The organism is Pseudomonas sp. 13B_3.2_Bac1 (assembly GCF_025466205.1).
GTDB classification, from domain to species: Bacteria; Pseudomonadota; Gammaproteobacteria; order Pseudomonadales; family Pseudomonadaceae; genus Aquipseudomonas; species Aquipseudomonas fluorescens_H.
This window is the reverse complement of the sequence record NZ_JANLOG010000133.1, coordinates 21928-46743: the sequence shown is the minus strand read 5'-3', so window position 1 is coordinate 46743 and position 24816 is coordinate 21928. Positions and strand designations below refer to the sequence as shown.

Genomic DNA, 24816 nt, shown 5'->3' with positions numbered 1-24816 from the left:
CATCACTCGCTCAAGGACTCCGCACATGTTGAAAAAAGCAGGTTTGACCCTGGCCGTGCTCGGCGCGCTGGTGACTTCGTTCGGCGCTCAGGCACTGGAACCGTTGCGGGTGGCCGCCGACCCGGTGCCCCACGCGCAGATTCTCGCGTACATCCAGACAATCGATCCGCAACTCAACCTCAAGGTCATCGAGATTCCCAACGGCGTGAACTCCAACGAGCTGCTGGTGCATGGCGATGTCGATGCCAATTACTTCCAGCATCTGCCGTATCTGAAATCCCAGGAGCAAGCGCTGGGGCAGAAACTCGCGGTGGCCGCCACGGTGCATATCGAGCCGCTGGGCATCTATTCGCGCCGGCACAAAAGCTTCGCCGACGTGCCGGAAAAAGGCACCGTGGCGGTTCCCAACAACGTCACCAACCTGAGTCGTGCGCTGTACCTGTTGCAGGACAACGGGCTGATCAAACTCAAGCCCGGCTTCAAGGATCCGGCAGCCGATCAGGCCACGCCCAAGGACATCGCCGAGAACCCGAAACAGCTGAAGATCCTTGAAATCGAATCGCCGCAAATCCCTCGGGCGCTGGACGACGTCGACCTTGCGGTGATCAACGGCAACTACGCGCTGGAAGCCGGACTGGTGCCGGCCCAGGATGCGCTGGGGCTGGAGAAGGCCGAGCACAATCCGTACGCCAACATTCTGGTGACCACGCCGAAACTGCAGAACGATCCGCGCATCGCGCAACTGGCCAAGGACCTGACCTCGCCGCAAGTGGCGAAATACATCACCGATAACTTCAAGGGTTCGGTGATCCCCGTGGTGGATGCCAAACCATGATCGTCGTCGAGCAGGTCAGCAAGACCTACCCGTCGGCGCCGACGCCGGCACTGGATCAGGTGTCGCTGAGCATTCCCGATGGTGCGATCTACGGCATCCTCGGGCGCAGCGGGGCAGGCAAGTCGACCCTGTTGCGCTGTCTCAATCTGCTTGAACGCCCGGACAGCGGGCGAATCCTGATCGACGGCGTGGACCTGTTGACGCTGTCAGCCAGCGACCTGCGCCGCCAGCGTCAGCGCATCGGCATGATCTTCCAGGGTTTCAATCTGCTGCACTCGCGCACCGTGTTCGACAACATCGCCGTGCCGCTGGAAATCGCCAACGTCGGTAAACCGTGGCGCCATGTGCGGGTGCGCGAGCTGCTGGAACTGGTCGGCTTGACTGACAAGGCGCAAGCCTTTCCCTCGCAGTTGTCCGGTGGGCAAAAACAGCGGGTTGGGATTGCCCGCGCCCTGGCCGCCGAGCCGGCGTATCTGCTGTCGGACGAAGCCACCAGTGCGCTGGACCCGGAAACCACCGCGTCGATTCTCGACCTGCTGCGCGATATCAATCGGCAACTGGGCGTGACCATCGTGCTGATCACCCATGAGCTGGAGGTGGTCAAGTCGATCTGCGATCACGCGGCGTGCATGGCTGACGGGCGTCTGGTCGAGTCCGGCCCGGTGCCGCGCTTGCTCGCCGATCCGCAATCGAGTCTCGGCACTTCGTTACGTCCCACCTGCGGCCTGCCGCTGGGCCACGACATTCCCGGTCTCAGCTTCCTCAAGCAATACGGCGTACGGGCGGCGCAACCATGAACCGCAGCATCGACTGGAATGAAATCCTGCAACTGGTGTTCAACGCCACCGGCGAAACCCTGTACATGATCTTGCTCGCCGGGCTGTTCACGTTGCTGATCGGTTTGCCGCTCGGGGTGTTGCTGTTTGTCAGTCGGCGCGACGGACTGTGGCCGCTGCCACGCCTCAATGCCGCGCTGGGTTCGCTGGTCAATCTTGGGCGCTCGCTGCCCTTTGTGGTGATGTTGATTGCGCTGATTCCTCTGACGCGTCTGCTGGTCGGCACCACCCTCGGCAGCACCGCGGCGGTGGTGCCGATCACCATTGGCGCGTTTCCGTTTTTTGCACGGATCGTCGAGAACGCCCTGGATGAGGTCGACAAGGGCCGCATCGAAGCGATCCTCGCCATGGGCGGCGATATCCGTCATGTGATTTTCAAAGTGCTGTTGCCCGAAGCGCTGCCCGCATTACTGGCGGGGATCACTCTGACGCTGGTGATGCTGATCGGTTTTTCTTCCATGGCCGGGGTGATTGGCGGTGGCGGCCTCGGTGATCTGGCGATCCGTTACGGCTATCAGCGTTTCAACAATGAAGTGATGGTCGCCACCGTGGTGGTGCTGGTCATTCTGGTGCAGGGCGTGCAGAGCCTGGGCGACCGGCTGGTACGTTCGCTGGCCCATCGACGTTAAGGAATTTTATGAGTGTCGTCGTGGCCCGCGCGCCGCTGATTCAGGTGCGCGAACTAAGCAAAACTTTTGGCTCGAACCGCGCACTGGATCGCGTCAGCCTGCAGATTCATCCCGCCGAAGTGGTGGCGTTGCTCGGTGCCAACGGTGCCGGCAAATCGACGCTGGTGAAGATTCTCGCCGGCAGCCAGCGCGCCGATGGCGGCGAGATTTACATCGACGGGCAGCCCCGGCAATTCAGCTCGCCGCTGTCGGCACGTCGGGTCGGGATTGTCGCGGTGCATCAGCAGATCAACGAGGGCATTGCGCCCGGTTTGAGCGTGGCGGAAAACCTGCTGCTCGATGAGTTGTGCAAGCCTGACGCGGACTTCTGGCTCAATCGCAAACGCTTGCTGGAACGCGCCGCGAGCATCGCCGCCGGGCTGGGTCTGGTGTTGCCGCTGGAGCAGCCGATTGAACACCTGGGCCAGGCCGAACGGCAGTTGGTGGTGCTGGCGCGGGCCTTTGCCTTGCAGCCGCGTCTGCTGATTCTCGATGAGCCGACCGCAGCCTTGTCGGACGCCGAGGCGCAACGGCTGTTCGGTCTGATCGACACCCTGCGCAGCCGTGGCGTGGCGATTGTTTACATCTCCCATCGCTTGTCCGATCTGCAACGGGTGGCGGATCGCGCCATTGTCTTGCGCGATGGGCGACTGGCCGGAGAGTTCAGCGCACGGCAGTTGCCCGAGGCGGTGCAGGCGATGCTCGGGCAGGCGCTGGACGGGCATGTCTACACGCCCGGCAGCGTGGGCCGAAAAGTCCTTGGTGTGCGCGGTTTGCAGATTTTGCCGCGCTCCAGGCGTTTCGATTTCGACCTGCACCAAGGCGAAGTGGTGGTGCTGACCGGGCTGCTCGGCGCCGGCAAAAGCGAGATCGCCGAAGTGCTGTTCGGCTTGCGCAAAGCCGTGGCCGGCAGCCTGCAACTCGATGGCGTGGAATGGCTGCCGGGTTCGCCAAGGGCGGCGATTCGCAGCGGTGTGTTTCTCGCGGCGGAGGATCGCGCCAGTCAATTGTTGGTGCCCGACTTTTCGCTGCGCCGCACCCTGACGCTGCCGTTTTTGGAGCGCTTCACCCGTGCCGGTTTCATTCGCAACCGCGCCGAAGCCGCAGCGGTCGAGGCGCAAGTCGCGGCGCTGGGGATCAAGACCGCCGGGATCGAGGTGCCGATGAGCGCGCTGTCCGGCGGCAATCAACAGAAGGTCGTGCTTGGCCGCTGGCTGCTCGGAGAAGGGCGGGTGTTGATCCTCGACGAGCCGTTTCAGGGCGTCGACGTGCGCGCCCGCCGCGAGATCGGCCAACTGCTGCGCGACAGTGCCGGCGGTCGCGCGACCCTGGTGATTTGCGCCGATGTCGACGAAGCCCTGGAAATCGCCGACCGCATTCTGTTGGTGCGCGAACACGCGGTGGTCGCCGAATACCCGCGCGCCGGCCTTGAACGCGCGACCCTGGTCGCCGCGCTGGCCGGCAGCGACGCTAGCGAAAATCCCTTTCACGCCACGCCAAGGAGCAGAGCGAGTGCCTGATTCGAGTTCATTGTTGTCTGCCGCTACGGCACCTGCCGAGCGCCTGCTGCAAGCGCTGATCCGCTACGGCCTGTTGTGGCTGCTGGCGTTGATCGTGGTGTTTTTCAGTGTCGCGGAGCCGGCGTTTTTGCGCGTCGGCAATCTGTTCAGCATCTTGCAGTCGGTGTCGATCGTCGCACTGCTGGCCCTTGGTGTGACGCTGACCATGGCCGTCGGCGGACTTGATCTGTCGATTGGGGCGGTGGCAGCGATGAGCCTGATGATCGCCAGTTACGTGATGGTGGTGCTCGGCTGGGGCGCGGTGCCGGCGGTGCTGATCAGTCTGGCCGGTGGCGCACTGGTCGGGCTGCTCAATGGCTGGCTGATCGTCAAGCTGCGGGTGCCGGACATTCTCGCGACGCTGGGCAGCATGTTTCTGGTAATTGGCGTGCAACTGATTCCCACGGGCGGGCGCTCGATTGCGGTGGGCATGACCTTGCCCAGTGGCGTGGAAACCGAGGGTACGTTCAGTACCGCGTTTCTCGCCCTCGGCCGCGGTCGCTTGTGGGACGTGGTGCCGGTGCCGGTACTGATCACTGCGTTGGTGGCGCTGGCGGTGTGGCTGTTTCTCGAGCGCACGCGCATCGGCCGGTTGTTTTATGCGATTGGCGGTAACGAACAGGCAGCGCGATTGGCAGGCGCGCCAGTGCAGCGCTTCAAGCTGCTCGCTTACGTGCTCTCGGCATTGCTCGCCTCGCTCGGCGGTTTGCTGTTGGCGGCGCGCCTGGGCCGGGGTGATGTCAGCTCTGGCAACGGTCTGGTGCTCGACGCCCTCGGTGCGGCGCTGATCGGTTTTGCCGTGCTCGGCGCGAAGAAGCCCAATGCGTTCGGCACGTTGGTCGGCGCACTGTTGGTGGCGTCGCTGCTCAATGGCCTGACCATGCTCAACGCGCCGTACTACGCGCAGGATTTCGTCAAGGGACTGGTGCTGGTGCTGGCCCTGATGTTCACCTTCGGCCTCGCGCATCGGGCGCGCTGAGCCGGTTCATTTGTCGCTGCAAGGAAGATGTATGCACGGTTCAATCAAGCAGTTCGCACGCCATTGCCTCGCCGGCGCGGTGCTCTCGGCGTTGGCGTTGAGCGCTCAGGCCAAGGCATTGCCGGGTGCTCCGGCGCCGTTCGACAAGGGCCAGGTGCAGATCGCGCTGGTCGGTTATCTGTTTTCCGGGGACTTTCCCGAGGCCTATCTGCGCGGCGTGGAAAAACAGACCGAGGCGCTGGGGGCCAATCTGCGGGTGTTCGATGCGCGGCAGCAGGCGGCGAGTCAGGGCGAGATGATCGATCAGGCGATCGACCTCGGCGTGGACGGGATCATCGTGCAACTGGGCCTGGCGGAAACCCTCAAGGGACCGATTGACCGGGCGATCGCCAAAGGCATCAAGGTGGTGGCGTTCGACGTCGATCTGAACAGCCCGCAAGTGACCCAGGTCGAGCAGGATCACCATGCACTGGCGCGACTGGCGCTGGATCAGGCGGTGAAGGACAACGGCACGCGGTTCGATGCCGGTTACGTGTACATCAGCGGTTTCACGCCGATGGAGCGCCGCGACGAGATCTGGAATCAGGTGAAAAAGGCCAATCCGGGCATCATCGAGAAGGCGCGGTTCGGCACGCTCAACCCGCCGATTGCCAACTCGGTGGCGGATCAGGCCAGCGCGGTGCTGCGGGCCAATCCGGATATCAGCGTGATCTTCGCGCCGTTCGACGAGTTCGCCAAAGGCGCGAAAATCGCCGTCGACGAGGCCGGGCTGGGGCGCAAGGTGAAGATCTACAGCGCCGACATTTCCACCGCCGACATTCAGATCATGAAAGAACCGGACAGCGCCTGGGCGGCGACCGCAGCGGTCAATCCGCAAGTCGCAGGGGCGATCAGCGTGCGCAGTCTGGCGATGTTGATTGCTGGCGAAAATCCGGGACATCAGGTGTTGGTGCCACCGACCCTGATCACACGCCAACAGTTGCTCGATCTGGACGTGAAAAACGTCCGCGACCTGGCGCAGAAACTCCCGGCGTTCGGTGATAGCGCCAACGTGGCGCGGGCCGAGTGGATTCCTGTGGCGAACTGAATGCAGCCGTTATCACCGGGTGATGCGCTGTATGCGCGGCAGGCATCCTGACGCGCTTGGGAGTGAATATGCACAACAAAGCCATGCGCTTGCGCAACAGCCGCGCACCCAAGGCTGACCCGGCGCTCGGTCAACGTTTGCCGCCGGGGCAGGTGTTGACGGAGCGCTTCCCGATCCTCCACGAAGGCACGGTGCCGGAGTATGAATTGGCAACATGGTCACTGCGCCTGTTCGGCAAGGTCGGACGTGTCGTCGAGTTGAGTTTTGCTGACCTGCAAAGGTTGCCGCAGCGCGAGTTGCAATGTGACATTCATTGCGTGACGCGCTGGTCGAAGTTCGACACGCAGTGGAGCGGGGTGCATCTGCAGGATCTGCTGAGCGAGTTCGGGATCCAGCCCGCGTCACGTTTTGTCATGGCCCACGCCGATCACGATTACCAGACCAACCTGTTGCTGGACGACCTGCTGCACCCGGACAGCCTGCTCGCCACCCATTACGCCGGCCAACCCTTGACCGCCCAGCACGGCTGGCCGCTGCGGCTGGTGGTCGCCGGGCGCTACTTCTGGAAAAGCGCCAAATGGCTGCGCGGTCTGGAGTTTGTCGACGAAGAACAACCCGGCTTCTGGGAGCGCAACGGCTTTCACCTGCACGCCGACCCGTTTGCGGAACAACGCTTCAGTGCGCAGGCCTTGGACATTGCCGCGGATGCCTGGCTGGAAAAGGAATTCGACTAAGTTTTTTGCACTTGTTTGCAGTCAAGGTCTCGGGTGACTGATCGACCGCTTTCGCGAGCAAGCTCGCTCCCACACTGGATTTCAGTCGGGAGTAAAAAGTCAGCTCGCTCCAATAACAACTGTGGGAGCGAGCTTGCTCGCGAAGAGGCCATTCCAGCCAACATCTGCATTGGCTGATACACCGCTTTCACGAGCAGGCTCGCTCTCACGCTGGATTTTAGCCGGGAGTAAAAAGTCAGTTCACTCCAATAAAAAACTGTGGGAGCGGGCTTGCTCGCGAAGGGGCCATTCCAGCCAACATCTGCATTGACTGATACACCGCTTTCGCGAGCAGGCTCGCTCCCACACTGGATTTCAGTCGGGAGTAAAAAGTCAATTCACTCCAATAAAAACTGTGGGAGCGAGCTTGCTCGCGAAGAGGCCATTCCAGCCAACATCTGCATTGGCTGATACACCGCTATCGCGAGCAAGCTCGCTCCCACAGGGTGATATTTATGTTCTAGTTAGTTGTTGGTTAGTTGCTTTGCTGTTGTGGTGGCAACACTTGTGTTGCTCAAAAAACAAATAGTCGGCCCGATCTAACCTAAGTGTTATTGGTTCTTTTACGGCGGGCCTCCACCCGTCTAGCATCGGTGTTCAAGGGGAAATAACTAACTTTGGGGATTCTGCGCTTCACTGACTAATCACGCTAAAAAGCCTTCACCGCCTTCCTGATTTCTAAAACTACAGCAGACATTGCCGTGCATTGATTGCCGAACCCTTATTGTCGGCAACGGCCGGGTATTAGCTGCGATAAAGGAGCTGTCACATGTATCACCGTTCCCGTTCATTACTAGCCATCGCGGTTGTCGGTGCGATCTGGCAAGTTCCGGCGCAAGCCGAAGACACTTCCACGCGCGTTGACGATGACACACGGTTGGGTACCGTGCTGGTCACCGGCACCCGTGGCACTGCTCGCACGGTGCTGGATTCTCCGGTGCCGGTTGACGTGTTGACCGCCGCCGACCTCAAGTCCACCGGCGCGGCCGACGGTGAGTTGGGCCAGGCGCTGCAAACGTTGCTGCCATCGTTCAGCATGCCGCGTCAGTCCAACTCCGGTGGCGCTGACCATGTGCGCGCCGCACAGTTGCGCGGCATGAGTCCGGACCAGGTGCTGGTGTTGGTCAATGGCAAGCGTCGTCACACTTCAGCGGTGGTCAACGACTCGTCGAAAATCGGTCGTGGCACGGCGCCGGTGGACTTCAACTCGATCCCCATCAGCGCGATCAAACGCATCGAAGTGCTGCGCGATGGCGCCGGCGCGCAGTACGGTTCCGACGCGATTGCCGGGGTGATCAACATCATCCTCGACGACGCCCCCGAGGGCGGCGAAGTGTCCACCAGCTACGGCGCGTTTCACACCCATCAGGACGCCATCGGCAGAACCACCACCGACGGCCAGAACAGCGTGACCACGGCCAAGATCGGCACGCGGCTGGGCGAAGAGGGTGGGTTCATTCGTGGCGGCACCGAGTACAAAAATCGCAACCCGACCAACCGCGCCGGTTTCGATGGCTTTGCCGATACCCCCGACCAGCGCAACTATGTGATGGGCGACGGCCTGGCGCGGGACGTCAACCTGTGGTTCAACAGCGAGCTGCCGCTGGCCGGCGGCAAAGCCTACAGCTTCGGCACCTACAACCAGCGCCACACCACTGGCGCCGAATTCTATCGCTACCCCTACGAGCAGCCGCAGTTCTATCCCAACGGCTACCTGCCGCAGTCGCTGGGCGACAACAAGGACGTTTCCGCCACCGCCGGTTTCAAAGGCATGATCGGCGAAGACTGGGACTTCGACAGCAGCGTTACCCATGGCCGTAATCGCTTCGACGGATCCACCCGCCGCACCCTCAACGTCAGCCTCGGCGAGGACTCGCCGACCAAGTTCGACACCGGCGATTACGAGCTGCGCCAGACCACCACCAACCTCGATTTCAGCCGCGAGCTGCGCTTGGGCGGACGCTCGTTCGTGCTGGCGCTGGGCGGCGAATATCGCTACGAAAACTACCTGACCTACGCGGGTGACGAGGCCTCTTACATTGGCTCCGGCGCTGATGGTGCCAACGGTCTGCGCCCCAGCGAAGAGTCGGACCTGGACCGCAACGTGTTCGCGACTTACGCCGAGTTGTCGGGCGATCTCACCGACCGCTTCTTCGTCGACGCCGCCACGCGTTGGGAACATTACGATGATGCCGGTAGCAAACTCACCGGCAAGCTCAGCGGTCGCTACAAACTGACCGAGCAGTGGGCGCTGCGCGGTGCGGTGTCGAACAACTTCCGCGCGCCGTCGCTGGCGCAGAGCGGGTTCCAGAACACCACCAGCAACTTTGGCGAAGGCGGCACACTCACCGATATTCGTGTGCTCTCGGTCAACGACCCGATCGCCCGTGCGCTGGGGGCCGAGAAGCTCGATCCGGAAACCTCGAAGAACTTCAGCCTCGGCCTGACCTTCCAGCTCAACGAACGCTTCGACGCTTCGCTCGATGTGTTCCGCATCGACGTCAAGGACCGCATCACCCTGTCGCAGCGCATCGGCAGCGACGCCATGGAGCAATACATCAACGACAACTTTGGCGTGGCCGGAGTGCATGACGTCAACTTCTTCACCAACGCCGCCGACACCAGCACCCACGGCGCCGAACTGGTGCTCAACTATCACCAGCCACTGTATGAAGGGACGTTGGGCCTGACCACCGCCTACACCTACAACCACACCAAAGTCACCAGCACCAAAGGCACGCCGTCGCAACTGACGGCGTTGGGTATCGGCAACGATGCACTGGTCGGCGTTGAAGAAACCAATACCCTGACCGATGCCGCACCCAAGGATCGTTTCGTGTTTTCCGCCAACTGGGCCAGCGAACACTGGGGGCTGCTCGGGCGTCTGACTCGTCAGGGCGAGACCACTCGGGTGTTCGATTTCGGCGACTCGCAACCGGAGCAGACCTACGGCGCGGTGTGGCAACTGGACGCCGAGGTGACCTACAAATTCACCCCGAAATTCAGCGTCGCCCTGGGCGGCAACAACCTTACCGACAATTACCCGGAACGCTCCGGCTCGGCGATCAACTACGGTGGCAACCTGCCGTATGACGTGCTGTCGCCAATCGGCACCAACGGCGCGTACTACTACGCCAGCGCCACCTACGGCTTCTGAGCCGATCCGCCACGGATGGCGGACTTTTTGCGGAACTCTCCATGAATCACTCCAACGGCCCCAAGCGTCACCTGCCGGTGCTGCAGGCGTTGCTGATCACGCTGGGCATGGTGATCACCACCGACATCCTGAAAACCGCGCCGACCGTGGCGCTGAACGTCGGGCCGGAATATTTCTATTGGGTCTGGGTGCTCGGCGGTCTCGCGTCGATGAGCGGGGCCTTGTGCTTCGCCGAAATGGCCAGCGCATTTCCGCACCCGGGCGGCGACTATCACTTTCTGCGCACGGCCTATGGCGAGCGCATGGGTTTCCTGTTTGCCTGGTCGCGCTTCTCGGTGATGCATACCGGCTGGATCGCCTTGTCGGCGTTCATGTTTGCCGATTACGTCAATGCCGTGGTGCCGCTCGGTCGGTACGGCTCGGGCTTGTTTGCCAGCGGGGTCATCGCTTCGCTGGTGCTGCTCAATCTCACCGGCAAGCACATCGGTTTCATCACCCAGACCTTGTTGGTGGGCCTGTTGGCGCTGGGCTTTTTGAGCATCGCCAGCGCCGGTGTGTGGCTGGCGTGGCAGGGGATTGAAGCACCACCACCGAGCGTTTCGGTCACGCCGGAAAACACCGGTATGGCCGGATTCTCCGCAGCGATGATTTTCGTGTTTCTGGCGTTCGGCGGCTGGAGCGATGCGGCGACCTTGTCGGCGGAAGTGCGCGATGGTCGACGTGGAATATTCATCGCCATGCTCGGTGCGCTGACGGTGCTGATGGCGATTTATCTGGCGCTGAACTGGGCGCTCGTTCGAGGCCTGGGTTTCGCTGGACTGGCAGCGAGCAACGCACCGGCGGTGGAACTGTTAAACCGTGCATTCGGTGCGCCGGGGGTGCTGCTGATTCTGCTGATGGTCGGCATCGCGGCCATCGCCACCATCAACTCGACCTTGCTGGTCGGCGCGCGCACCACCTACGCCGCGGCCCGCGATGTGCCGCAGTTACGTCGTTTCGGCGAGTGGGACGAGCGCGACGGCGTGCCGCGCAAGGCCTTGCTGGCGGAGGGCGCGGTGGCATTGTTGCTGGTGCTGTTCGGCAGTTTCACCCAGAGCGGCTTCAACACCATGGTCGAGTACCTGACCCCGGTGTACTGGTTGTTTCTGAGCTTCAGCAGCCTGGCGTTGATCATCCTGCGCCGGCGCTTTCCCGAGGTGCCGAGGCCGGTCAGGGTGCCGTTGTATCCGCTGTTGCCGCTGCTGTTTTTCGGGCTGTGCCTGTACATGCTCTATTCGAGCGTGACGGTGGTGGGGTGGGGCGCGTTTTTGGGGATTGGTGTGTTGCTGGTCGGCGCGCTGCTGCTGGCGGGATCGAGCCGCCTGGCGTCGACGCCTCGGCAAGCTCTCGGACAGATGAACGATTAGAACGATACGTCGGCCGGTTGCGACAGACGCAGCACCGACAGATCCCCGGTAATGCGTTTGTACGCCAGACGAATCGCCTCGATGTTGCCGGCGTTCTGCGGATTGTTCTCGTGCAGGATCACAATGACCTTGGTGCTCAGCCGCTCAGGCTCTTTCGCCCCATGATCACGCCACTGCCCATAGGCATCGAACACGGTGAAACCGTCGGGAAACCGCGACGTCACTTCCTTGTCGAGAAACTCGCGCCAGCGCGCCGGGCTGACCGCGCCTTCCTTGCCATCCACGGTGCCCACCGAGAAGTACAGCTCGGTGCGGATCCACTGTGCCTGCGCCGGACGCGTGGCATCACCTTGCAGGGTCGAACTGGTGGGGTCTTTGGTATGCACCGAAACAGCAGGAGGACTGGCGCACCCGGCGACAGCGACAAACAGTGCAGCCAGTAACAGGCGTCTTTGCATGGAACATCCTTTTTTATGAGTTAAGTGCAGACGCGCAATTATAAGGGGCGAGTTTAATAGCGATAAAAGATTAAAAAGTGGTTTTCTGGTTGATTAATCGAATAAGAAACGAACGGCCCAGGATGCTGAATGTACCTACGCCTTCGCGGGCAAGCCCGCTCCCACAGGTTTTGTGGCGTGCACCAATCCCGTGATCGACACATCTCCCCTGTGGGAGCGGGCTTGCCCGCGAAAGCGCCGGTTCAGTCAACAAAGATGTTGGATGTACCAACGTCATCGCTGGCAAGCCAGCTCCCACAGGTTTTGCGGTGTGCACAGATCCGTTGATCGACACCATCCCCTGTGGGAGCGGGCTTGCTCGCGAAAGCGCCGGTTCAGTCAACGAAGATGTTGGATGTACCAACACCATCACTGGCAAGCCAGCTCCCACAGGTTTTTGCGGTGGGCACAGATCCGTTGATCGACACATCTCCCCTGTAGGAGCGGGCTTGCCCGCGAAAGCGCTAGTTCAGTCAATAAAGATGTTGGATGTACCGCCGCTTTCGCGAGCAAGCCCGCTCCCACAGATTCTCTGTGCTTTCCAGTAGCGACGGCACGCGTAGCTCAGCGCCCCTCATGCTGCTTGCGATAAGCCCCCGGTTGCACCCCCACCGACTTGGCAAACGCTCGGGTAAACGCGGCGATCGACTGATAGCCCACCGCCGCGCACACCTGCTCCACCGTGTGATTGGCCCGCAGCAACTGGCAGGCATGCCGAATGCGCAACGCCAGCAATACCTGCCCCGGCGATTGCCCGGCCAGCTCATTGAAGCGTTTGAAAAATGCCGAGCGCGACAGGCCGATACTCGCTGCCATGCTCTCCAGCGACCACGGCAATTGCGGTTGTTCGATCAATTGATCCAGCAACGGCGCGAACTGCGGATTGCGCGCCAATGCCACCAGGCCGCCGAGGCTCTGGTTGTCGGCCATCTGCTGGCGCAACACGTACAAAAACAGCAGGTGACTCAGGCGTTCGAGCAGCGCCGAGGAGGGCGCCGGCAGGCGTTCGCACTCTTGCAGGATCAACTCGAACAAGGCTCGCGCCGCGCTCGAAGAAGGATCGCCCGCGCGCAGGATGATCCAGTCCGGCAAGCCTTCGATGATCAGCGATGACAATCCCGACTTGAAATGAAAGAACCCGCAAACCAGCCCGACACCGTCCTGCGCCTGACTGTCGAGCGCGGTCATGGCCATGCGCGGCAGCGTCTGGGCGATGCTCGCCTCTTCGGCGCTGGAGAGGCGGTAATTCAGATCCCGCAGCAGGAACACTGCATCCCCGGTGTTCAGCGGAATTGGCTGCTCCTGCCCGTCAATGTGCAGCCAGCAGCGGCCCTGCACGATCAAGTGAAAACTTGCGCGCGCCAGCCCATGGGTGCTGGCGTGCCAACCACCGCAATAGCGGCCGACGTGAAACAGACTGGCGTCGAGTTCGAGGCTTTCTAATAACCAATCAACCAGTGGGCTGGACGAAATCATCTAATGGAAACACTCAGGAGCAAGTAATCGCTACTTTAGAATATGGATCGAAATTTTTATAACCAACAGACTGGCCGGACACTCAACAGCAGGAGTCCACTCCATGTCGCGCCTTACTCTACACACCGTGCAAAGCGCTCCCGAAGCCGCCAAACCGTTTCTGGAAAATGCGCAGAAAAACTCCGGATTCATTCCGAACCTGCTGGCCGTGCTGGCCAATGCCCCGGCGGCGCTGGAAACCTACGTTACGGTATCGGCGCTCAATGGCAAGTCCGAACTCAGCCTCGCCGAGCGCGAAGTGGTGCAACTGATTGCGGCGACCAACCATGGTTGCGATTTCTGTGTCGCAGGTCATACCGCCGTCGCGCTGAATAAGGCAAAACTGCCGCCGGAAGTCGTCAGTGCGCTGCGTGAAAAAGCCACTGTCCCCGTGGAAAAACTGGAAACCCTGGCCGCGTTTGCCCGCGAAGTGATTGCCACACGGGGCAAGGTCAGCGATCAGACCTTCAACCAATTCAAGGCTGCCGGCTACACCGAAGGCAATGCGCTGGAAGTGATTCTCGGCATCAGCCTGGCGACCCTGTGCAACTTCGCCAACGTATTCGCCGACACGCCGCTCAACCCCGAGCTGGCCCCGTATCGCGCGTGATCGGCCAGCGGTTCCGGCAGCGTCGTCTATGGTTGATGCGGCTGCGTAAAAAGGAGAAAAACGACATGCTCAATCCGGCATTGATTCAATGGCTGGAACACAACGCCCAGGCACTGGATGCGGGCGACGGCGATCCGCAGCAGGTGCTGACGCAATTGGCGCAGGCTCAGGTGCTGCGCGTCGGCATCAACCCGGTGCTGGGCGGCAGCGGCGGTCACGTCAGTGATGCCGTGGAAACCCTGGCCGCTGTCGCCAGCCATTCACTGGCGGCGGCGTTTGTGTTCTGGGGCCAACGGGCCTTTATCGAATACCTGTTGCACAGTCCCAACGCTGCGCTGAGGGAAAAACTGCTGCCGTCACTGCTCAGTGGAGAGCTGGCCGGCGCCACCGGTTTGTCCAACGCGATGAAGTACCTGTCCGGCATCGAGGCATTGCAAGTGCGCGCCGCCCACACCGCAGACGGCTGGACCTTGAACGGGCGCCTGCACTGGGTCACCAATCTGCGCAAAAGCGGTTTTGTGGTGGCGGCGGCAATCGAGCACGAGGAGGGCGGTTCGCCGTTCGTGCTGGCGATTGCGGATGACGCTGCTGGTGTGCAACGTTCCGCCGACCTGCAACTGATGGGGCTGCAATCGAGTAACACGGCTGCGATCGATTTCGCGCAAGTGGCGGTCGGACGCGAATGGTTGCTGCATGAAGATGCACGCAAGTTTCTGCCGGCGGTACGCCCGGCGTTTCTCGGTCTGCAATGCGGTATGGCGATCGGTCTGGCGCGACGGGCACTGGCCGAGGTCGAAGGACATTTGCAGGACGGGCGCTCGATCCTGCTGGAGCCGTTGCAGGAACAACGCGAGCAACTGGCGCAGACCGTCGACGCGCTCAAGCAGGGCCTGCACGACGGACGTTTCCTGAGCCAGCCGGGCGCGTTGTTCCAGATCCGCATCGCGCTGGCCGAATCCGCCGCCAACGCCGTGCAACTGGAACTGCAATCCAGCGGCGGCAAAGCCTATCTGACCGAGCACGGCAGCGGTTTCGCCCGGCGCTGGCGCGAATCGGCGTTCGTGCCGATTGTCACCCCAAGCCTGGTGCAACTGCGCGCCGAATTGCAGCGGCAGAAACGGGAAGCGACGGCATGACTGCGCCACTGCTGGAGGCGTACGGCATCAGCCTCGGCTACCCGCGAGAGCAGGGCTGGCACACCGTGCTGGAGCACTTCGACCTGCAATTGCAGCCCGGTGAAGTGGTGACCATTCTCGGCCCCAGCGGTGTCGGCAAGTCCAGTCTGCTGCGAGTGCTGGCCGGTTTGCAGGCGCCGCAACAGGGCCGGGTGAGCCTGCTTGGCGAACCGCTGACCGGCGCGCATCCACGGGTGGCGGTGGCGTTTCAGGATCCGAGCCTGTTGCCGTGGCTGACCCTGGAAAAGAACGTCGCCTTCGGCCTCGACTTCGCCCGCCAGCCGCACCTGACGGCCGAGCAGCGCAAGGCGCGGATCGACCACGCCATCGCTGCGGTCGGCCTCGAACATGCACGTCAGCAGCACCCGGCGCAGTTGTCCGGCGGCATGGCCCAACGCACCGCGTTGGCCCGTTGTCTGGCCCGTCAGCCGCAGGTGCTGTTGCTCGATGAACCGTTCGGCGCGCTGGATGAAATCACCCGCGCCGACATGCAGCAGTTGCTCCTGCAACTGATTGCCGAGCACCACACCGCAGCCGTGTTGATCACCCACGACATCGACGAAGCCCTGCTGCTTTCCGAGCGGATTCTGCTACTGGGTAACAGCCCGGCGCACATCCTCGGGGAGTGGCGCATCGACCTGCCTCAGCCGCGTGCCGAGCTGGTCGAGGAACTGGGCGCGCTGCGCATCGACATCCTCAAAACCCTTCGGCGGGCGAGCCGCAACCCCCTCACTCAACCTGTGCCCGCTACGTCGGAGATTGACCATGTGCCTGGACGACTTCACTCACACACGTCGTGACTTCCTCAAACTCAGCGCGCTGCTGACTGCCGGCGGTGCGTTGCCGCTGCTCAACAGCCTCAGCGCGCGCGCCGCTGCCGAGCCGAACGCGCCAGTGCGCATCGGTTATCTGCCGATCACCGACGCCACGCCGTTGCTGGTTGCACACAACAATGGCCTGTTCGAAGCCGAAGGCATTCAGGCTGAACGCCCGGTGCAGCTGCGCAGTTGGGCGCAGGTGATCGAGGCGTTCATTTCCGGACAGGTCAACGTGATTCACCTGCTGTCGCCGATGACCGTGTGGGCGCGCTACGGCAGCAAGGTGCCGGCGAAAGTCGTGGCATGGAACCACGTCGGCGGCTCGGGTCTGACCGTGGCGCCGGGCATCACCGAGGTCAAGCAACTGGGTGGGCAATCGGTGGCGATTCCGTTCTGGTATTCGATTCATAACGTGGTGGTGCAGCAACTGTTCCGCGACCACGGACTGGTGCCGGTGAGCAAGTCGGCGAACGCCGCGCTGGCGCCGAACGAAGTCAATCTGCTGGTGCTGCCGCCGTCGGATATGCCGCCGGCCCTGGCGAGCAAACGCATCGCTGGCTACATCGTTGCCGAGCCGTTCAACGCCCTGGCCGAGGAGCTCAAGGTCGGCCGGGTGCAGCGCTTTACCGGCGACGTCTGGCGCAATCACGCCTGCTGCGTGGTGTTCATGCATGAGCAGGATCTGAACAACCGTCCCGAGTGGTCGCAGAAAGTGGTCAACGCGATCGTCAAGGCGCAGGTCTGGACCCGCGACAACCGCGCCGAGGCAGCGAAACTGCTGTCCAAGGATGGCGCCAATCGCTACACGCCGCACGCGCAACCGGTGCTCGACCGGGTGCTGTCGCCGGCCACCAGCGACCGCGAGCAATACCTGGCCAGCGGCGCGATCCAGCACAGCCAGTGGGACGAGCAGCGCATCGACTTTCAGCCGTACCCGTTCCCCAGCTACACCGAAGAACTGGTCAAGCGTCTGAAGGACACCTTGATCGAGGGTGATAAAGGCTTCCTCGCCAGCCTCGATCCGCAGCAAACCGCTAAAGATCTGGTGGACGACCGCTTTGTGCGCAACGCCATTGCGGCGGTGGGTGGCATGCAGACCTTCGGCCTGCCGGAAAGCTTCGAACGCAGCGAGGAGTTCAGCCTCTGATGCGTCAGCGATCTTCATCGACCGTGCACGGTTTGTTGGGCGTAGCAGGGCTGTTGTGCCTGTTGCTGCTGTGGTGGCTGGGCGTGCATCTGCTTGGTGGCAACGACAGCCTGGCGTTGCGCTTTTCACCCGCGGCGACGCTGGCCAGCCTCGGCGAACTGCTGCTGCGCCCGGAGCTGTACGAGCATGTGCTGGTCAGCCTGAAACGGATTGTGGTCGGCCTGTTGCTGGCGCTGCTGATCGGCGTGCCGCTGGGCCTGATGATCGGCAGCTACCGGCATCTGGAAGCGGCGACCACGCCGGCGTTTCAGTTTCTGCGGATGATCTCACCGTTGTCGTGGATGCCGGTGGTGGTGATGCTGCTGGGCGTCGGTGATCAGCCGATCTACTTCCTGCTGACCTTCGCTGCGGTGTGGCCGATCCTGCTCAACACCGTGGCCGGCGTGCGCCAGCTCGACCCGCGCTGGCTGCAACTCAGTCGCAGCCTCAGTGCCACTCGTTGGGAAACCCTGCGCAAAGTGATCCTGCCCGGCGTACTCGGCCATGTGCTGACTGGAGTGCGGCTGTCGATCGGCATTCTGTGGATTGTGCTGGTGCCGTGCGAAATGCTCGGCGTCAGCGCGGGGTTGGGCTACTTCATTCTCGATACGCGAGATCGGCTGGCGTATTCGGAACTGATGGCGATGGTGCTGCTGATCGGTGTGCTGGGCTTTGCGCTGGATGCGTTTGCGCGGTGGCTACATCGGCGCTGGGCGCCGGCCTGAGGCGCTGAATGCAGCGAGCAAATAGTCACGCACGTAAAGCAGGCTCGGGCTTTTCATCACGCTTTTGCTCCACACCAGATAGAGCACATTGACCGGTGCCTCGCTGGGCGGTGTCGGTGAAATCAGCCGACCGTCAGCGATGGCGTCGGCGCACTGGTAGTCCGGCAGCACGCTCCAGCCGTGGCCGCCGAGCACCAGCTCCTTGATGATCCGCAGGTCGGGAATCGTCAGCGCCGCTTGCAGTTGCGGAGCGACCTGAAACATTGAAGTCCACAGTGGCCGAACCAGCGCCAGATCCTCATCGAAAGCGATCAGCGGGACTTGCTTGAGTTGTGCTTTATTCGGGTCTTTGCCGAGGCGATCCAGGAGGCTCGGTGCATACACCAGCAACAGGCGTTCGGTGAGCAAATGGGCGTAACCGTGGGATTGTTCGTTGGGCATGGAGGCCGTGATCGCGAAGTCGGTCTGCTTCGCTTCGAGCATCTCGTAAATGCGCTTTTTGGCACCGGTGTGAAAACGCAGGGTGAAGCCTTCGTCCATCAGCGGTGCGAGGCGAGCCGCGACTAGCGCATGGAGGAAGTCGGAGGGGCCGACCAGATGCACTGTGCCGCCCTTGATCAGGCCCGGACGCAGCGACGCGATCTTGTTTTCCAGCCCATCGAGAAACGGTGCCACCGAACGCGCCAGTTCATCCGCCGCTTCGGTGGGTTCCACCCCCCGAGGCAAACGCTGAAACAGCGGTTTGCCGACCAGCGCCTCCAGCGCCTGCACATGCATCGACGCCGCCGGTTGGGTGATGCCCAAATGGTCCGCCGCCCTGGAGAACGACTTGGTGCGGTACGCTTCGAGGAATGTGCGCAGGTGGGTGAGGTGGCTCATGGTGCTTTGGCGCCCGTGAAAATGTAGGTTGGCTTACAGATTATCAGCCGTGCGATAGCGCGGCGTAGCGAACATTTGACTTAACACCAGCAGCAGCCCCAGCGCCGAGACTGCCGCACCGGTCAGCCCGACATGACTGAGGCCCACCTGGCTGATCGTCACGCCACCTAGCACTGAACCCAGCGCGATCCCCGAGTTGAACCCGGCAATGTTCAGCCCGGCCGCAACGCCATGTGCGTGCGGCGCATGTCGTTCGGCGATTCCCAGCAGCCGGGCCTGCAAGGCCGGCACTGCAGCAAAGCTGAACATCCCCAACAAGCCGACGAGCAAGCCCATCATCCACGGCGAACCGGAGAAGCCCCACATGCCCGCTGTCACCCCTACGATCCCGGCAATCAACGCGGCGCTGGCGCGATCCACTCCCCAGGCATCGGTCAGTTTGCCGCCCAGTACATTGCCAATGGCTGCCATCGCGCCGTACAACAACATGAACACGCCGACAGTGGCGGCCGTGGTATGAGTGACTTCAGTCAGCATTGGCGCGATGTAGGTGTAGGCGACGAACGAACCGGCGTAGCCGAGCACAGTGACCAAGGCGCCGGCCAGCAACTTGCCGTTGAGCAGCGCTTTAAGGCTGTGCAACGCCGAGCTGCCGTCGGAAGCAGTCGGTAGCGGATCGCGCATGCCGAACAGCAAGCCGAAGAAACCAATCGCTCCGAACACGGCAATCGCCGCCAGCACCAGGCGCCACGACATTACGCCACCCAGATAGGTGCTGACAGGCACGCCAATCGCCATCGCCAGGGTAAACCCGCCAAACACCACTGCCACTGCGCTCCCTGCGCGACCCGGCCCGGCCAGACGCGCCGCGGTGCTTGAAGCCACCGCCAGGAACAGGCCATGTCCCATGCCGGCGATGAATCGCGCTACCAGCATCAAGGTCAGCGAGGTTGCAAACGCCGCGGCGAGACTGCCGACGGTGAATACCAGAGCGGTCACCAGCATTACGTTCTTGCGCGACCAACTTGCGGTCAATGCACTGAAGACCGGTGCTGAGAAAGTGGCGCCCAAGGCATACGCAGTGATGGTTGCCCCGGTCGCCTCGACGTCGACTCCGAGACTGCGAGCCATGACGTCGGTGAGGCCGATCGGAACGAATTCGGCCAGACCCAAGGCAAAGGCGCTGAGGGTAAAGATGTAGATGACAAAGGGCATGGGAGCCTCGCTCAAGAAGGAATTTGGCGAGAGGCTAGGGATTGGTGACGCATAAGTGAAATTGGCGATTTCGCGTACTGGCATAAATAGATTTATACCTTGCCAGAATCCATACGCGGCACGAGAGCCTGCAGGCTCTGTCGAGTGCAACGAGGCTGTGATCTTTTGATGTCTGGATTTCAAGATCGACAGATCGCAGCGTGCCGCAACTCTTGCAAGGAGGATTACGTCGCTGGCGGTTTGGCCAGCGCGATGCCCTCGGCGCCCAGCCGCTTGAGAATCTCGAACAGCAGATCACTCTTGGTCCCGCCGACAATCCGCGGGCTGCCGACGTAGCCGGTCACCGTCAAGGTGATGCCATCGGGCGAGAGTTTGCTGAAGCGCACGTACGACGCCGGTTTGTCGAGGATGTTTTCGTTTTCGCGGTAGGTGTTCAGCAGCAGTTCCTTGACCTGTTCGGGGTCGATGTCCAGTGGGAACATCAGCTCCAGGCTCGCCACCCCTTGGGCGCTGCCGCCGAGGGTGACGTTGCGCAGGTTCTGCGAGATCAGTTGCGAGTTGGGCACGATGACGATGGAGCGGTCGCTGAGCTGGATTTCCGTGGCGCGCACGTTGATTCGGCGGATATCGCCCTCGACGCCGCTGATGCTGATCAGGTCGCCGACCTTCACCGGGCGCTCGGTGAGCAGGATCAGCCCGGAGACGAAGTTCTTGACGATCTCCTGCAGGCCGAAGCCGATCCCCACCGACAGCGCACTGACGATCCACGCCAGATTGGTCCAGCGCACGCCCAGCGACGACAGCGTCAGGAGGATGACCGTGGCATAACCGATGTTGGAAAACAGCGTACTCAGCGACGCGCACATGCCCGGATCCATGTCGGTCTTGGGCAGGAACTCGTTGTCGAGCCAGCGGCGCAGGGCGCGGATCAGGTAGATGCCGATCAGCAGTGCCAGCACCGCATTGATCAAGTGCGCGGGGACGATGTTCAGCTTGCGCAACCCGGCGCCGCCAAGGATGCCGAGGACATTGCTGGTCAACTGCCCGAACGTGGTGCCGATGCCGCCGACGAAGAGGGTAATCACCGCCAGCAACAGCAGCCCGGCGCGGCTGGCACCGGACAGCACAATCGAAATCTGCTCCAGCCGCCGGTCACCCATGCCCAGGGTCTGCTTGATGGTCTTGCCGGCCGAGTAGCGCGGCGAGAACAGGTATTCGCAGCCGTCCATGACCACCTGGATCAGCAGATAAAACCCGGACAACACGATATAGCCCCACACCAGTTCAAAGGTGATGAATCGGGCCAGCGACACGTAGCCGGTGAGCAAGGCCAGCGCCGACAAGCAAATGGACACTGCGGCAATGGTGTAGATCACCCCGGCAAACGTGTTGCCGGCGGTAGGGTCATTGGTGGTGAGCAACGCCTTGCGTACTTTGCCGATGCGCAAGAGCATTGGCACCAGAATCGCGATCACCATGATTGCGACCACCCCGCGCAGGGCTGTCACGATCTGGCTGCTCATGCCGGTGGCGTTGCTGACCTGCACCAGCGTCACCAGCACCAGCAGGATGGCCGCGAGAATCCTTGGATAGGGTCTCAGGGCCAGCGCCACCGAATCGGCAATCGCCGGCAGCCGCCACGAGGGATGCTTGGTCGACAGCAGTGCACGGCTCAACGCGGTGATCAGGACGCAGGCGTAGACGGCTTTTTCGAATTCCTCGGAAAAAGTCTGCAGCACTGGCGTCAGCGGTTCGTGGCGGGTGCAGGCGTAAAACAGCAGGTGCAGGGCGATGGCCGTGGTGCCAAGGGTCGCCAGCGCCGAGGCGAACGCCAGCGCGCTGCGGCGCAGGCGCCCCTCCGGCATGCGGTGGATGCAAACCCAGGTCAGGCCGCGCTCGGCGAGTCGGCGGCCGAGCGTCCAGAAAGCCAGCGCCAGCAGCACCAGCACACAGGTGAAAAACCGCTGGCCGGGCGCCCAGACCGTGGCCCAGGTGAGTTTCACCTGATTGATGAAAAAATTAAGGCGCTGGCGGTCATCCGGCTCTGGCGACACCAATGGCGACCAGAAGTCAGGGCTCAGGATGCTGTCGGTGCGCAGGGTCAATTCGCTTTCAAGCAGCGTGCGGCGGATGCCGGCGATTTGCGTGATCAGATCAGCCGCGCTTTGTTTGAGCGCGGCAAGGCTTTTGAGCGTGGCGTCGACCTTGTTTTTCTGTTCGCCGAGCATCGCCCGTTGTGCGGCGATTTCCGCTTGTTCGGCGGCAATCTGCGTATCCGGCGCTGCGCCGAGCACCCCCAGTTGCACCGTCAATTGAGCTTGCTGCGGCAACAACGCCGCCGATAACCGATCGATGTCCAGAATGAACGTCTGTACCCGGTCTTGCGGGCCTTCGAGCTGGTTGTAGTTGTTGGCGGCGGAAATCTGCTGCTTCAACCCGTCGAGGCGCATTTGCAGGGCTTGCAGATCACTCTGCGAGACTTCCACCAGCGGTGCCGCAGTGGTCGCTGTGGGCGCCGGTAAATCCGCCGCCCACAGCGCCGAACCGCTTGGAAAAAGCACGGTCAGCGCGACAAAAAACAATGACTTCAATGTGTTGCGCATGAGAGGGGCCGGTTCTCGTTGATCACACAATCTATGAGGTTAGGTGATCGAACCGGGCACGGCGGAAAATTTCAGGTGAGCAGGGCGGGCTCGCAGAGTGGCTTGCGTGTTTCGGTGTGGTTGTCCTCATAATGCCGCCCATCTCCAATTACCCATCCAAGTTCGACAGCCATGCCTGAAGAGTTCGAAGTCCCCAGCCCCCACGAGCAACATATCGAGCACACCACCCATCATGCCCATGCACTGGGCGATCGCTTTGCCAGCAAGATTGCGGTGATGACGGCGATCATGGCGACCGTCGGCGCCCTGATGAGTTATCAGGCCGGTTCGACGGAAAGTGAAGCGGCCATGGACAAAAACAACGCCGCTATCCAGAAGACCGAAGCCGCCAACGAATGGAACTACTACCAGGCCAAGTCCAGCCGGCAGAACCTGTCGGATCTGGCCAGCCATCTGCCGGGGCTGGATTCCGCCCACTATGCTGCCGAGGCGCGACGCTACGGGGAGCAGAAAGAGGGGGCGCGCAAGAAGGCCGAAGTGCTTGAGCAACAGGCGCGCGAGTGGGAGGAAAAATCTGAGCAGGTGCTGCACCAGCATCACCGCTGGGCCCAGGCCATGACCGCGATTCAAATCGCCATTTCACTGGCAGCCATTACCTTGCTGACGCGCAAGGAATGGCTGCGGCGCGTGTCGTTTGGCGCCGCCGGTGTCGGCGTCATGCTGGGATCGCTGGCCTGGCTGCATATTTGAGCGTCTTGGATTCCGGCACGGGGCAGCGGTTATCGCGGGATTAATCACCCCGGATTCCATGGTTCATCAAAAGACCACCTGGCCGGAAATACAGTGCTGAACGGCTCCGCCCACCCAGACGGTGCCGTCAACGCTTTCGATGTGCAGTCGGCCGCGGCGGCCCATGGTGGTGCCCTGGCTGACGGTGTAGCGCTCGCTGAGGATGCCCGCGCCGATCAGCCACTGAGCCAGGCTTGCATTGAGGCTGCCAGTGACGGCGTCCTCGGTGCATTCCTCGCCGATGAAGGCTCTGACCTCCACGTCCGTTTCAGCTTCGGCCCCTGCCCACGGCGCAATAACGCCGACATTCAGCCCCTGCAGCGCCGCGTAATCAGGCTTGATCGCCAGCACTTCTTCGCGACTCGCCAGCAACACGCCCGCCCAACCCGGGCCGTTGTCTACCCATTGGCTCGCGCGGATCTGCCCAGCGGCGAGGCCAAGCCCTTGTTCGATCAGGCGTAGTGTCACTGCCTCCAGCGGTCCGCTGCGCACCAGCGGTGGCGCGGAGAAGGCCAGTTGCGGGCCTTGCTTGCGTACCCGAATCAAACCTGCCGAGCACTCCTGAATAATCTCGACGCGCTCAGGGTTGTCGTTGTGGGCCAGCCACACTTTGCAGCTGCCCAGAGTGGGGTGGCCAGCGAAGGGCAGTTCTCGCAGCGGTGTAAAAATGCGTACGCGGTAATGCGCTCCCGGCGCTTCGGGCTTCAGCAGAAAAGTGGTCTCACTGAGTTGCGTCCAGCGGGCAAACGCTTGCATCTGCTCGGTTGTCAGCTCATCGGCATTCACCACCACTGCCAGTGCATTGCCTTCGTAGGGTTGATCGGCGAATACATCGACTTGTTCGAATTGCAGAGCGCGTGGCATTGAATGTCCTTATAGGTTGAATCAGGGAAGATCTTTTTCACGGATGGATTCGGATCACGGCTGCTGTTGTCAGATGCCCGATTTCTCATAGAGCTTCTGCGCCAAAGTATTCGTGCGAAAAGCGCCCAATTGCAAGGGCACCTGGCGGGCAGCGGCTTGCAGCTGGAGCTTCTTTAGAATGCGCGAGCCGATGCCCTTGCTTTGGAGGATTACCTGGTCACTATCCGTGGCGGGGCGTACGGTCATGCTGGTCTCTGATTTGTGCTTTTGGCTTGGTGAGGCTAGTGGCTGCAACAATAAACGGCAATTCGGATCGATATGGCCCGCAGCATCTGACGGCCCCAAATACACTCAAAGTGCCACCCGCTGCAGAAACTTCCTGACCTCCAGCGAATACGCCGCCGGATGCGAAAACCTGAACATATGCCCGGTTCTCGGCATGACGACTTCCTGCGCGCCTTTTATGCCCTTCAGCAGAATCGCTGCAGCCTCTTTGCCGATCAGCTTGTCTTCCTCGGGCTTCAGGATCAGCGTCGGCACCTGCGCCGCACGACCGACGTGCCTTTCCGCCCAAAGCGCCTCAAGCACCACCAGAAGGTTGAGGTCGAAACGCGTCAGATCCAGCGGCTTCATGGAGGGT

At 61.9% G+C, this 24816-nt stretch carries 23 protein-coding genes; 15 read left to right on the top strand and 8 right to left on the bottom strand.

Annotation, left to right across the window (positions count from 1 at the left end; translation table 11 throughout):
• Positions 1-25 precede the first annotated feature (25 nt).
• The 9 genes from NTD85_RS22010 (at position 26) to NTD85_RS21970 (ending at position 11300) form a co-directional block, all read left to right on the top strand.
• The gene (locus NTD85_RS22010) at positions 26-835 is read left to right on the top strand and encodes a MetQ/NlpA family ABC transporter substrate-binding protein (RefSeq protein WP_262143216.1); all 810 of its coding nucleotides are present in this window, start codon (positions 26-28) and stop codon (positions 833-835) included.
• Entirely contained in the window at positions 832-1632 is an 801-nt protein-coding gene (locus NTD85_RS22005) for a methionine ABC transporter ATP-binding protein (RefSeq protein WP_262143215.1), read from the top strand. The genes NTD85_RS22010 and NTD85_RS22005 overlap by 4 nt, the downstream gene beginning before the upstream one ends.
• Positions 1629-2300 carry a methionine ABC transporter permease gene (locus NTD85_RS22000; RefSeq protein WP_103486640.1) on the top strand — a complete coding sequence of 224 codons (672 nt, stop codon included), beginning with the start codon at positions 1629-1631 and terminating at the stop codon, positions 2298-2300. The genes NTD85_RS22005 and NTD85_RS22000 overlap by 4 nt, the downstream gene beginning before the upstream one ends.
• Before the next feature lie 8 nt (positions 2301-2308).
• Positions 2309-3859, top strand: coding sequence for a sugar ABC transporter ATP-binding protein (locus NTD85_RS21995; protein WP_262143214.1), 1551 nt, complete (start codon positions 2309-2311; stop codon positions 3857-3859).
• Positions 3852-4877, top strand: a complete 1026-nt coding sequence (locus NTD85_RS21990) for an ABC transporter permease (protein ID WP_139055987.1) — start codon at positions 3852-3854, stop codon at positions 4875-4877. The genes NTD85_RS21995 and NTD85_RS21990 overlap by 8 nt, the downstream gene beginning before the upstream one ends.
• Positions 4878-4908: 31 nt before the next feature.
• Entirely contained in the window at positions 4909-5964 is a 1056-nt protein-coding gene (locus tag NTD85_RS21985) for a substrate-binding domain-containing protein (RefSeq protein WP_262143213.1), read from the top strand.
• Between the two features lie 68 nt (positions 5965-6032).
• Positions 6033-6698, top strand: coding sequence for a sulfite oxidase-like oxidoreductase (locus NTD85_RS21980; protein ID WP_003224252.1), 666 nt, complete (start codon positions 6033-6035; stop codon positions 6696-6698).
• Between the two features lie 808 nt (positions 6699-7506).
• Positions 7507-9894, top strand: a complete 2388-nt coding sequence (locus NTD85_RS21975) for a TonB-dependent receptor plug domain-containing protein (RefSeq protein ID WP_262143212.1) — start codon at positions 7507-7509, stop codon at positions 9892-9894.
• A 41-nt stretch (positions 9895-9935) separates the two neighbouring features.
• The gene (locus NTD85_RS21970; protein WP_262143211.1) at positions 9936-11300 is read left to right on the top strand and encodes an APC family permease; all 1365 of its coding nucleotides are present in this window, start codon (positions 9936-9938) and stop codon (positions 11298-11300) included.
• Here the strand turns inward: NTD85_RS21970 and NTD85_RS21965 are convergent.
• Together NTD85_RS21965 and NTD85_RS21960 are read right to left on the bottom strand one after the other, a co-directional pair.
• Complete coding sequence (locus tag NTD85_RS21965) at positions 11297-11758, bottom strand: DUF3574 domain-containing protein (RefSeq protein ID WP_262143210.1); 462 nt, start codon at positions 11756-11758, stop codon at positions 11297-11299. The two genes, NTD85_RS21970 and NTD85_RS21965, sit on opposite strands and share 4 nt — an antisense overlap.
• Before the next feature lie 603 nt (positions 11759-12361).
• Complete coding sequence (locus tag NTD85_RS21960) at positions 12362-13273, bottom strand: AraC family transcriptional regulator (protein ID WP_262143209.1); 912 nt, start codon at positions 13271-13273, stop codon at positions 12362-12364.
• A 103-nt stretch (positions 13274-13376) separates the two neighbouring features.
• Between NTD85_RS21960 and NTD85_RS21955 the strand changes: the two genes are divergently transcribed.
• The 5 genes from NTD85_RS21955 (at position 13377) to NTD85_RS21935 (ending at position 17826) form a co-directional block, all read left to right on the top strand.
• The gene (locus NTD85_RS21955; protein WP_027614171.1) at positions 13377-13922 is read left to right on the top strand and encodes a carboxymuconolactone decarboxylase family protein; all 546 of its coding nucleotides are present in this window, start codon (positions 13377-13379) and stop codon (positions 13920-13922) included.
• Between the two features lie 65 nt (positions 13923-13987).
• Complete coding sequence (locus NTD85_RS21950) at positions 13988-15058, top strand: acyl-CoA dehydrogenase family protein (RefSeq protein WP_262143208.1); 1071 nt, start codon at positions 13988-13990, stop codon at positions 15056-15058.
• Complete coding sequence (locus NTD85_RS21945; RefSeq protein WP_262143207.1) at positions 15055-15897, top strand: ABC transporter ATP-binding protein; 843 nt, start codon at positions 15055-15057, stop codon at positions 15895-15897. The genes NTD85_RS21950 and NTD85_RS21945 overlap by 4 nt, the downstream gene beginning before the upstream one ends.
• Positions 15863-17062 (top strand): ABC transporter substrate-binding protein, encoded by a 1200-nt coding sequence (locus NTD85_RS21940; RefSeq protein ID WP_262143206.1) that lies wholly within the window; start codon positions 15863-15865, stop codon positions 17060-17062. Before NTD85_RS21945 ends, NTD85_RS21940 begins: the two co-directional genes overlap by 35 nt.
• Positions 17062-17826, top strand: a complete 765-nt coding sequence (locus NTD85_RS21935) for an ABC transporter permease (RefSeq protein ID WP_262143205.1) — start codon at positions 17062-17064, stop codon at positions 17824-17826. Before NTD85_RS21940 ends, NTD85_RS21935 begins: the two co-directional genes overlap by 1 nt.
• Here the strand turns inward: NTD85_RS21935 and NTD85_RS21930 are convergent.
• The 3 genes from NTD85_RS21930 to NTD85_RS21920 form a co-directional block, all read right to left on the bottom strand.
• Positions 17800-18705 (bottom strand): LysR family transcriptional regulator, encoded by a 906-nt coding sequence (locus tag NTD85_RS21930; protein ID WP_262143204.1) that lies wholly within the window; start codon positions 18703-18705, stop codon positions 17800-17802. The two genes, NTD85_RS21935 and NTD85_RS21930, sit on opposite strands and share 27 nt — an antisense overlap.
• Before the next feature lie 33 nt (positions 18706-18738).
• Positions 18739-19920 (bottom strand): MFS transporter, encoded by a 1182-nt coding sequence (locus tag NTD85_RS21925; protein ID WP_262143203.1) that lies wholly within the window; start codon positions 19918-19920, stop codon positions 18739-18741.
• A 224-nt stretch (positions 19921-20144) separates the two neighbouring features.
• Positions 20145-22523, bottom strand: a complete 2379-nt coding sequence (locus tag NTD85_RS21920; protein WP_262143202.1) for a DUF3772 domain-containing protein — start codon at positions 22521-22523, stop codon at positions 20145-20147.
• Positions 22524-22694: 171 nt separating this feature from the next.
• Here NTD85_RS21920 and NTD85_RS21915 point away from each other — a divergent pair, with 171 nt between their 5' ends.
• Positions 22695-23273 carry a DUF4337 domain-containing protein gene (locus NTD85_RS21915; protein WP_262143201.1) on the top strand — a complete coding sequence of 193 codons (579 nt, stop codon included), beginning with the start codon at positions 22695-22697 and terminating at the stop codon, positions 23271-23273.
• 66 nt (positions 23274-23339) lie between these two features.
• On the opposite strand, the gene NTD85_RS21910 is transcribed toward NTD85_RS21915, so the two are convergent.
• The 3 genes from NTD85_RS21910 to NTD85_RS27810 all read right to left on the bottom strand — a co-directional run bounded on the left by NTD85_RS21910 (position 23340) and on the right by NTD85_RS27810 (position 24809).
• Positions 23340-24176 (bottom strand): PhzF family phenazine biosynthesis protein, encoded by an 837-nt coding sequence (locus NTD85_RS21910; protein ID WP_262143200.1) that lies wholly within the window; start codon positions 24174-24176, stop codon positions 23340-23342.
• Between the two features lie 69 nt (positions 24177-24245).
• Positions 24246-24422, bottom strand: a complete 177-nt coding sequence (locus NTD85_RS21905; protein WP_262143199.1) for a GNAT family N-acetyltransferase — start codon at positions 24420-24422, stop codon at positions 24246-24248.
• A 105-nt stretch (positions 24423-24527) separates the two neighbouring features.
• A complete protein-coding gene (locus NTD85_RS27810; protein WP_410017545.1) occupies positions 24528-24809 on the bottom strand; it encodes an alpha/beta fold hydrolase in 282 nt (93 codons plus the stop codon).
• Positions 24810-24816: the final 7 nt, after the last annotated feature.

What these genes read in the sequence shown, in the direction of transcription:
- NTD85_RS21980 (WP_003224252.1), top strand. Translation starts at nt 6,033, where the DNA reads ATGCACAACAAAGCCATGCGCTTGCGCAACAGCCGCGCACCCAAGGCT.
- NTD85_RS21925 (WP_262143203.1), bottom strand. Translation starts at nt 19,920, where the DNA reads ATGCCCTTTGTCATCTACATCTTTACCCTCAGCGCCTTTGCCTTGGGT.
- NTD85_RS21920 (WP_262143202.1), bottom strand. Translation starts at nt 22,523, where the DNA reads ATGCGCAACACATTGAAGTCATTGTTTTTTGTCGCGCTGACCGTGCTT.
- NTD85_RS21955 (WP_027614171.1), top strand. Translation starts at nt 13,377, where the DNA reads ATGTCGCGCCTTACTCTACACACCGTGCAAAGCGCTCCCGAAGCCGCC.
- NTD85_RS21935 (WP_262143205.1), top strand. Translation starts at nt 17,062, where the DNA reads ATGCGTCAGCGATCTTCATCGACCGTGCACGGTTTGTTGGGCGTAGCA.
- NTD85_RS21965 (WP_262143210.1), bottom strand. Translation starts at nt 11,758, where the DNA reads ATGCAAAGACGCCTGTTACTGGCTGCACTGTTTGTCGCTGTCGCCGGG.
- NTD85_RS21905 (WP_262143199.1), bottom strand. Translation starts at nt 24,422, where the DNA reads ATGACCGTACGCCCCGCCACGGATAGTGACCAGGTAATCCTCCAAAGC.
- NTD85_RS22010 (WP_262143216.1), top strand. Translation starts at nt 26, where the DNA reads ATGTTGAAAAAAGCAGGTTTGACCCTGGCCGTGCTCGGCGCGCTGGTG.
- NTD85_RS22005 (WP_262143215.1), top strand. Translation starts at nt 832, where the DNA reads ATGATCGTCGTCGAGCAGGTCAGCAAGACCTACCCGTCGGCGCCGACG.
- NTD85_RS21930 (WP_262143204.1), bottom strand. Translation starts at nt 18,705, where the DNA reads ATGAGCCACCTCACCCACCTGCGCACATTCCTCGAAGCGTACCGCACC.
- NTD85_RS21970 (WP_262143211.1), top strand. Translation starts at nt 9,936, where the DNA reads ATGAATCACTCCAACGGCCCCAAGCGTCACCTGCCGGTGCTGCAGGCG.
- NTD85_RS21915 (WP_262143201.1), top strand. Translation starts at nt 22,695, where the DNA reads ATGCCTGAAGAGTTCGAAGTCCCCAGCCCCCACGAGCAACATATCGAG.
- NTD85_RS21960 (WP_262143209.1), bottom strand. Translation starts at nt 13,273, where the DNA reads ATGATTTCGTCCAGCCCACTGGTTGATTGGTTATTAGAAAGCCTCGAA.
- NTD85_RS21975 (WP_262143212.1), top strand. Translation starts at nt 7,507, where the DNA reads ATGTATCACCGTTCCCGTTCATTACTAGCCATCGCGGTTGTCGGTGCG.
- NTD85_RS22000 (WP_103486640.1), top strand. Translation starts at nt 1,629, where the DNA reads ATGAACCGCAGCATCGACTGGAATGAAATCCTGCAACTGGTGTTCAAC.
- NTD85_RS21985 (WP_262143213.1), top strand. Translation starts at nt 4,909, where the DNA reads ATGCACGGTTCAATCAAGCAGTTCGCACGCCATTGCCTCGCCGGCGCG.
- NTD85_RS21910 (WP_262143200.1), bottom strand. Translation starts at nt 24,176, where the DNA reads ATGCCACGCGCTCTGCAATTCGAACAAGTCGATGTATTCGCCGATCAA.
- NTD85_RS21950 (WP_262143208.1), top strand. Translation starts at nt 13,988, where the DNA reads ATGCTCAATCCGGCATTGATTCAATGGCTGGAACACAACGCCCAGGCA.
- NTD85_RS27810 (WP_410017545.1), bottom strand. Translation starts at nt 24,809, where the DNA reads ATGAAGCCGCTGGATCTGACGCGTTTCGACCTCAACCTTCTGGTGGTG.
- NTD85_RS21945 (WP_262143207.1), top strand. Translation starts at nt 15,055, where the DNA reads ATGACTGCGCCACTGCTGGAGGCGTACGGCATCAGCCTCGGCTACCCG.
- NTD85_RS21995 (WP_262143214.1), top strand. Translation starts at nt 2,309, where the DNA reads ATGAGTGTCGTCGTGGCCCGCGCGCCGCTGATTCAGGTGCGCGAACTA.
- NTD85_RS21940 (WP_262143206.1), top strand. Translation starts at nt 15,863, where the DNA reads ATGTGCCTGGACGACTTCACTCACACACGTCGTGACTTCCTCAAACTC.